Source organism: Streptococcus sp. 2741, assembly GCF_013276315.1.
Lineage (GTDB): Bacteria > Bacillota > Bacilli > Lactobacillales > Streptococcaceae > Streptococcus > Streptococcus pseudopneumoniae.
Genome location: NZ_VMKU01000054.1, coordinates 26,611 through 34,165, shown reverse-complemented (window position 1 = coordinate 34,165; position 7,555 = coordinate 26,611). Strand labels below are relative to the sequence as shown.

The following is a 7,555-nucleotide window of genomic DNA, read 5'->3' as shown; positions in this document are numbered from 1 at the left end:
CGTCAGTTCTATCTGCCACTTCAAAACAGTGTTTTGAGCTGACTTCGTCAGTTCCATCTACAACCTTAAAACAGTGTTTTGAGCAGCCCGCAGCTAGTTTCCTAGTTTGCTCTTTGATTTTCATTGAGTATTACTTCATTTTCTTCTGAAATGGAGTTGTTACCCAGTCTATGCTATTGAAAATACGCCAAAACTTCTAAGGGTTTGTGGGCGATATAATCAGGCTGATAGTTGAGCAAATCTGCTTGCTCTCCAAATCCCCAAGTGACGGCCAATTTCTGAATGCCTGTTTCTTGAGCTCCAAGCATATCAAACTTGGTATCTCCGATGATGATGGCTTGTTGAGGGACTAGTTGATGTGTCTGCAAGGCCTGGCGAATGACATCTGCCTTATGAGGTGCTTCAGGGCTGGAACCATAGATGCCATCAAAGAAATGATGGATTCCCAAGTTTTTAGTCATGTCTTGAGCGATTGGAGTATTTTTTGTCGTGGTGATGTAGAGTGGATAACTGCTTGATAACTCCTCAAGCAAGTCTACAATCTGAGGAAAGAGTTGAGCTTCATGGATGCCTTTTGCCTTGTAGTAAGAACGGTATATCTGTACGGCTTCAGAAATTTGGTCTTTGGGAAGGCAGGTCGCAAAACTACTTTCGAGAGGTGGTCCCATAAAACCACGAATCGTTTTGGCATCAGGGCTAGGTACTCCTAGCTCTTTAAAGGTATGGGTAAAGGCATTGTGAATCCCGATAGAACTGTCAACGAGGGTGCCGTCCAGATCGAAAAAAATCGCTGTGATAGAGGTCATGATTTCTCCTATTTGATAAGCTTATTCTCCGAAAATTTCTTTTTGGAGGCGACGACCAGTAGGGGTGGCCGCAAGTCCGCCTTCAGCTGTTTCACGAAAGGCAGTTGGCATGCTTGCTCCAACTTGGTACATGGCATCGATAACTTCATCCACAGGAATTTTAGATTCAATCCCTGCCAGGGCCATGTCTGCTGCGATGAAGGCAAAGCTGGCCCCCATGGCATTGCGTTTGACACAGGGAACCTCAACCAAGCCGGCAACAGGGTCACAGATGAGGCCCAGCATATTTTTAATGACAAAGGCAATGGCCTGACTGGCCTGATAAGGTGTTCCACCAGCAGCTAGAGTCAAGGCTGCAGCACTCATAGCAGAGGCAGAACCAACCTCGGCCTGACAGCCACCTTCAGCACCTGAGATAGAGGCGTTGTTTGCGATGACTAGTCCAAAGGCACCCGCAGCAAAGAGAAAATCCAGTTGTTGCTCATGGCTGAGGTCTAATTTTTCAATAGCAGCAGTGAGAACGGATGGCAGACAGCCAGCACTTCCGGCGGTCGGAGTGGCACAAACCAAGCCCATTTTGGCATTGTGTTCATTGACTGCGATGGCATTTCGGGCAGCAGAGAGAATTGTGTAATCTGACAGAGTTTTTCCGTTTTTGATGTAGTGATCCAATTTGGCAGCATCTCCACCTGTCAGGCCACTACGAGATTTATTTTCATTGAGGCCAAGTTGGACAGAGGCTTTCATGACTTCCAGATTGCGTTCCATGAGAAGGAAGACTTCTTCACGTTCACGACCAGTCAATTCAAACTCAGTTGTAATCATGAGTTCTGCGACATTTCCTTGAAAGTCTAGTTCTGCCTGCTCGACCAATTCTTTGATAGAATAAAACATGCTTCCTCCTATTTAAAGAAATTGACATTGTGGAGATGAGGGATTTTTCGAATTTCTTCGATGGCCTCATCACAGTTGCGACTGTCGACTTCGATAATCATAATGGCTTTTTCACCAGCTTTTTCACGAGTAACATTCATCTGGGCGATATTGATACCATAGCGGGAAAGTGCCTCCGTAACAAGGGCAATCATACCTGGAATATCTTGATGAACGATAATGATAGTCGGTGTATTCATATTGAGAGAGACGGCAAAGCCATTGAGTTCGGTGACCTGAATATTCCCTCCACCGATAGAAATACCAGTCACGCTGATGGTCTTGTGGGCATTTTTAACGGTAATTTTAGTGGTGTTTGGATGAGGAGCATTGCTATCTTTCTGAATGGTCCAGACAATCTTGATACCACGCTTGTGGGCAATCTCGAGACTATTTGGGATTTCAGGATCATCTGTATCCATGCCTAAAATACCTGCAACAAGGGCTAGGTCTGTCCCGTGGCCACGATAGGTCTTGGCAAATGAGTTAAATAGTTGGAATTCGACTTCTGTCGGAGTATCATCAAAAATGGAAGAGACAATCTTCCCAATACGAACAGCACCAGCGGTATGACTACTAGATGGGCCAATCATAACTGGTCCGATGATATCAAAGACAGATTGAAAACGAAGTGATTTCATCAGTTTCCCCTTATAAAAATTCTTATCTCTATTATATCAAAGAATGAAGGTCTTGGCTTTAATTGTGGATGAAAACCTTTCTAATACCTCAAATAGCATAAAAATAGTATCTTTTATGACAAAAACACCTTATTTAGGGAAATAAAAAATAATTTTGTAATATTTCTACATAAAAGTGTCAAGAAACGGTAATATTTAAAGGGTATGATAGAACTATAGAAAGAAGGAGAATTTTTAGACATGAAATCAACAACTAAAAAGATTAAAACAACTCTTGCAGGAGTAGCTGCCTTGTTTGCAGTATTTGCTCCATCATTTGTATCTGCTCAAGAATCATCAACTTACACTGTTAAAGAAGGTGATACACTTTCAGAAATTGCTGAAACTCACAACACAACAGTTGAGAAATTGGCAGAAAACAACCACATTGACAACATTCATTTGATTTATGTTGGTCAAGAGTTGATTATCGATGGCCCTGTAGCGCCAGTAGCACCAGCTTCAACGACTTATGCAGCTCCAGCAGCTCAAGATGAGGCTGTTTCAGCTCCAGTGGCAGAAACTACAGAGGTAGAGGAAGAAACTCCAGTAGTAAGTGAAACAGTAGCAGAAGAAACAGTTGCTTCAACTGTAAGCGGATCTGAAGCAGAAGCTAAAGAATGGATCGCTCAAAAAGAATCAGGCGGTAGCTACACAGCTACAAACGGACGTTACATCGGACGTTACCAATTGACCGATTCATACTTGAACGGTGACTACTCAGCTGAAAACCAAGAACGTGTAGCAGATGCCTATGTAGCAGGACGTTACGGTTCATGGACTGCTGCTAAAAACTTCTGGCTTAACAACGGCTGGTATTAAGAAATAACGAACAGAATAATATGAAAAGGTCGAGGAAATCCCTCGACTTTTTATATTTCCTTCGGTTGAGAATAGATCTCTACTTCTTTTTTGAGATGAGACAGCATAGAAGTTTCCTCGGTCAGCTCTAGAAGTGAGAAACCTTTTTGGATAAGTCTAGCGTCATCCCTACAAATCCCGATACGGACATAGCAGATAGCAAGTCTATCGTAGTGCTTCTTTTTCTTGGCATCCTCTAGTAAAGTATAGCAGATTTGTTGACACATGTTTTTGTCTTGATGGTATAAGTAAATGGTGGACAGATTGAGTAGGATTGCCATTCGTAAGTCATATAAATGTTGGTAGTTTTTATAGACTTCCAAGCGTTGCAAGATTTTTCCAGTGATGAGATGGAGGTGTTCAATGGGAAAGCTGAAAAGAATGGTATTGAGGATTTTTAGGTCATTTTCATACCATGTATCTTGTTTTTCAATTTTTTCCCAAAGCTTTTTGATAGTCTGTTTTACTTGGTCTGACAGTTGCTCTGTACCATGTTGACGGATATGAATGACAACTTCCAGCATATCCCTGATCTCTTCTATAGGGAGGTCATGATGGGTCTTGAGATAGTTTTGGCATTTTTGAAATAGTTTTTCGAGTTCACTAGTCCCTAGGATTGAGCTCATATTGAGATAGGTTTGCATGATTTCTGTTCGTTGGCTTGGTTGATAGAGATGGCAGATATAGTCAAACTCTTCAAAACTCATATTGATTTGCTGGAGAAGAAACTCCATATTTTCATATTTGGGAGTTGCTTTACCGCCTTCAATCTTTGATAGGCTGGTTCTTGAGAGGACATTTCCACAGACCTCTTCTTGGGTCAAGCCTTTTGACTCGCGTATTTCTTTATAGACCTTTCCGAAATCATAACGCATAATTTTCTCCTTTTCGTGAAAAAAGTTAACAAATAATAAAATCTAGTTAAAAATATTGTATCATAGTAACAGGAATAGTAAAAAAGAAAACTAAAATAATGTGTGAAAAAAGTTAACTAATTTTAAAATAGAATAAAGAAGAGGTATACTATAGATACAAAATATGGATAGGAGGGAAAAAGTATGAATAAAAAAGTTTTTCGCTTTTTAGTTGTTCTTGCTTTCTTATTTAGCATTGCTACGGTTTTCCCATGGAAATGGCCGATATAATGCGCTAGTTGCAAAAATGAAAGGAAGATGAGTCCAATGGATTATTTAGTAATTACATAAGATTTTCTGTGAATGTTAATTTCGTTTTAAGGTAGTTATTCTATAAATTTGAATTCATTATAATTTTGATTTTTAGTTTATCATATTTGGTTTCACAGGAAGTATATCATATCCCAAATTAAAGAAAACAACACAATACAACATGTTTTTCATTTTGTATTGTGTCGTAAGTGGAGCGAAAGGATTGGATTGTAATAATGAAAAAACTAGATACTAAAACAAAGTTATTTGCAAGTATATGTGCTACGTTAATGATTGGTGCAATGGCTGTCTCTGCTAGAGAAATTTCGGACTACGATATGATTATGCCGAGATTCGGAGGTCGTACAGTGACTGACTCATTATATAAAACAAATCAATCAAGAGGAGTAAATAATAATACATCAATCGGTGGTGGTTATACAATGCACTGTGCTATTTTTAGAGGTGACGCTCAAATGACACGTACATATTCTTCAGGCAGTGGAGATAGGATTTATTTGAATTATAATAGTCCATCAGATGCAGAAGGATCTAATCTTAGATTGGGTGGATGGACAGGGTTCGCAACATATGTTAAAGTTCAAACCAGCGGTTCGTGGAGTCCTGATGAGTATTAAGAGCTAGAATATAGGTTTGTATATTTGGGGGTGAGCATGTTCGCTCATCCCATTTGTTTTATAGGAGAGAAGTATGGATTACAAGGTCAGTATATTTTTAAAAGGGATGAAAAATAAGCAATTCTTTTTAGCAATATTAATTATTTTAACTTCTATGATATTTTCTGTAAGTGCATTTATTGAAGAGGGGATGGAGTATTTTTTTAATCATGATTATATTGTGGTATTTTTACAAGGTTATAATGGTGATAGGTCGTTGTTAATAGTTTTGGCACCTCTTATTGCAACAATTCCTTTTGCGTCACAGCATATCGAAAATAGAAAAAGTGGAATAATGAAATATATTATATCAAGGATGGGATATAAACAGTATTTTAATTCTATTTTTATAATCAATGGATTCATATCATTTACAACATTTATTTTTGGAATGTTATTATTCTTGATAATGTCAATTTTATTTTTTAATAGAAGTATAAATATGGATGCTTATTATGCAATAACAAAAGTTTCTATTTATGAATCAGCAGTGAGGACATCCCCGTTATTTTATGTAGTAATAATCATTTTACATTGTTCCTTTGTTGGCGTTGCATATAGTAGTGTTGGATTGGCGATGTCATATTTTATTAAGAGCAAATTTGTTGCATGGTTATCCCCATTTATTTTAACGACAATAGGATCATTGTTTGCTATGTTTTTAGGTCTTACTAAAATTGAACCAATGGCAATTTTTGATGTTTCAAGAGTAAAAGGAATAAGCATAATATTTGTTTTTGTATATTTGATACTTGTAGTAGTAATATCATATTGGATGTCGTATAAAAAATTTAAAAGGGATATAGAAACTGATGAAGAAATTTAAAGAATTAAAAAATAAAGAAGATTTTTATATAGGTTTTATATATTTATTAGTGGCTTTTGTTATATTAGCAAATTTTAGTCAGCTGATAGTATTGAAATATAAATTTGGGAATTTTCATTTTGGTGAGCTGATTCTTATCATGTTTAATGATTCCTATACTGGATATTTCACATTTCCGTTTTTATTAGCTTTCATAATGATGCTACAAAGCCCAGTTGAACAAAATATATTTTTTGTACTAAGTAGGTATTCAAGTAGAAATGATTTTTATAGAAATAAGCATTTCAAAATTTTGAAAAGTGTGATTTATTATGTGGTTAGTATTTGTATATTTTCCACTATAGTAGGAATAGGAGATTCTAACTTTGGCATCGGCATTTCAACAGCCACAAAAAAATTTTCAGAAACGTATTTATTTGGAAATTTTGAAACGAATATCGTAATTTATGAGATAGGGAAGATAATAATTTTACAAGGATTGTTGCTATATTTCTTTTCCCTGCTCCATGCACTTTTAACACAGTTTAGAATATCACAATCGTTAGTATTTGTTATCTATACGGGCACTTTGATTGTAATGGCGGGTTCAACATTGGGCTTGTTAGGAGAACATCTGAGACCATTTTCATTGTTTTCTATTTCCGGTTCAGTATATGGTTACGGTATAAATTTCATTGGTAGATGTGGGATATTGGTATTTGTTGATGCAATGTTAGTTCTATTAAATTTTAAAATATTTGAAAATAAAGATATTACATTACCTAAGGGAAGTAAGCAGTATCAAGATGAGTAAGGAGTTGAAACGTATGGATTGTATAAAAGTAGATCATCTTTCAAAAACATTTGGGAAAAAGTGTGTTATAGATGATGTTAGTTATGTTTTTGAATCAGGTAAAATATATGGAATTATAGGAACCAATGGATGCGGGAAAAGTGTATTATTTAAAATGATTTCAGGACTAATGAAACCTACTACGGGTAAGATTACAGTTGGAAGTGTAATTGTTGGTGAAAATGGCTCTATGCCACTTGATGTAGGCTTACTTATTGAACATCCAGGATTTTTGTCTAGTCTAACTGCATTAGAGAATTTAGAGCAATTAGCTACAATCAAAAATAAAATTACTAAGAAAGAGATTGAGGAAGTATTGAATAAGGTAGATTTATATCAGGATAAAGATGTAAGAGTAAAAAATTATTCATTAGGTATGTTACAAAGGTTAGGGATTGCCCAAGCATTGATGGAAAATCCTAAGATTTTACTCCTAGATGAACCATTTAATAGTATGGACTATGAAGGTGTAGAAGAACTTAGAAAAATAATTAAGAGTTATGCTCGAAAGAATCATATTACTATGTTGGTCACATCTCACAATAAAGAGGATATTGAAGTATTATCTGATATTGTTCTTGAATTGAAAAATGGTAAATTAGTTGAGATATCTAACTTTTAGTAATGGTAGGTGGCTAACTTTATTATAGACCTTCCCGAAATCATAACGCATGATGTACTCCTTTTTGTGAAAAAAGTTAACAAATAATAAAATCTTAGCAAAAATATTGTATAATAGTAATATAGAAAGTAAGGGAGAAAACTAAAATAAGT

Annotated in this window: 9 protein-coding genes; 5 read left to right on the top strand and 4 right to left on the bottom strand. The window is 36.3% G+C overall.

Annotation, left to right across the window (positions count from 1 at the left end; translation table 11 throughout):
• Positions 1-173 precede the first annotated feature (173 nt).
• From HT671_RS06110 to sdaAB, 3 genes are read right to left on the bottom strand one after another with little or no spacing between them, the layout of a single operon-like run.
• Positions 174-806 (bottom strand): HAD hydrolase-like protein, encoded by a 633-nt coding sequence (locus HT671_RS06110; protein WP_138703214.1) that lies wholly within the window; start codon positions 804-806, stop codon positions 174-176.
• Positions 807-827: 21 nt separating this feature from the next.
• Positions 828-1,700 (bottom strand): L-serine ammonia-lyase, iron-sulfur-dependent, subunit alpha, encoded by an 873-nt coding sequence (sdaAA, locus tag HT671_RS06105; RefSeq protein WP_000500050.1) that lies wholly within the window; start codon positions 1,698-1,700, stop codon positions 828-830.
• Between the two features lie 8 nt (positions 1,701-1,708).
• Positions 1,709-2,380, bottom strand: coding sequence for an L-serine ammonia-lyase, iron-sulfur-dependent subunit beta (sdaAB, locus tag HT671_RS06100; protein WP_000838912.1), 672 nt, complete (start codon positions 2,378-2,380; stop codon positions 1,709-1,711).
• Positions 2,381-2,620: 240 nt separating this feature from the next.
• On the opposite strand from sdaAB, the gene HT671_RS06095 reads away from it, so the two are divergent.
• Positions 2,621-3,241, top strand: a complete 621-nt coding sequence (locus HT671_RS06095; protein ID WP_138703215.1) for a LysM domain-containing protein — start codon at positions 2,621-2,623, stop codon at positions 3,239-3,241.
• A gap of 50 nt (positions 3,242-3,291) precedes the next feature.
• On the opposite strand, the gene HT671_RS06090 is transcribed toward HT671_RS06095, so the two are convergent.
• Positions 3,292-4,155, bottom strand: a complete 864-nt coding sequence (locus tag HT671_RS06090; RefSeq protein WP_138703216.1) for a helix-turn-helix transcriptional regulator — start codon at positions 4,153-4,155, stop codon at positions 3,292-3,294.
• Positions 4,156-4,682: 527 nt separating this feature from the next.
• Between HT671_RS06090 and HT671_RS06085 the strand changes: the two genes are divergently transcribed.
• The 4 genes from HT671_RS06085 to HT671_RS06070 all read left to right on the top strand — a co-directional run bounded on the left by HT671_RS06085 (position 4,683) and on the right by HT671_RS06070 (position 7,403).
• Entirely contained in the window at positions 4,683-5,084 is a 402-nt protein-coding gene (locus HT671_RS06085; protein WP_000732159.1) for a hypothetical protein, read from the top strand.
• Positions 5,085-5,157: 73 nt separating this feature from the next.
• On the top strand, positions 5,158-5,949 hold the full coding sequence (locus HT671_RS06080; RefSeq protein ID WP_000385027.1) for a hypothetical protein: 792 nt from the start codon (positions 5,158-5,160) through the stop codon (positions 5,947-5,949).
• On the top strand, positions 5,936-6,742 hold the full coding sequence (locus HT671_RS06075) for a hypothetical protein (RefSeq protein ID WP_138703217.1): 807 nt from the start codon (positions 5,936-5,938) through the stop codon (positions 6,740-6,742). Before HT671_RS06080 ends, HT671_RS06075 begins: the two co-directional genes overlap by 14 nt.
• A 13-nt stretch (positions 6,743-6,755) precedes the next feature.
• Entirely contained in the window at positions 6,756-7,403 is a 648-nt protein-coding gene (locus HT671_RS06070; RefSeq protein ID WP_049779943.1) for an ABC transporter ATP-binding protein, read from the top strand.
• Positions 7,404-7,555: the final 152 nt, after the last annotated feature.